This window comes from Rhizobium mesosinicum (assembly GCF_019511345.1).
GTDB lineage: Bacteria > Pseudomonadota > Alphaproteobacteria > Rhizobiales > Rhizobiaceae > Rhizobium > Rhizobium mesosinicum.
Window position 1 is genome coordinate 1 of record NZ_JAEUAK010000044.1, and the last position, 253, is coordinate 253.

The window sequence follows — 253 nt, forward strand, 5'->3', positions numbered from 1 at the left end:
ATTCGCTGACGAAAGCATCGAAGCGGGCCTGCTGCTGGAGGATGTTTTTGCCGGATGGTCTGGTCGCCTCTTTCTTCAGCGTCAGGTGCATGCGCTCATGCCGGCCGTTTTGTTGGGGACGGCCCGGGCCTGATGCGCTCCAGCGTGATCCCGAGCCTCAGCCACCACACCGACAGTTTAGACAGATTGTAGAGCCCGTTTGGGCTGGCGAAAGGCAAGCCGTTGTCGCTTCTGATGGCGGCTGGCAAGCCGC

The 253-nt window shown here is 61.3% G+C and carries 1 pseudogene; it reads right to left on the minus strand.

From position 1 onward, the window contains the following. A pseudogene (locus JNB85_RS30495) lies at positions 1-253 on the minus strand (integrase core domain-containing protein); the annotation flags it as partial.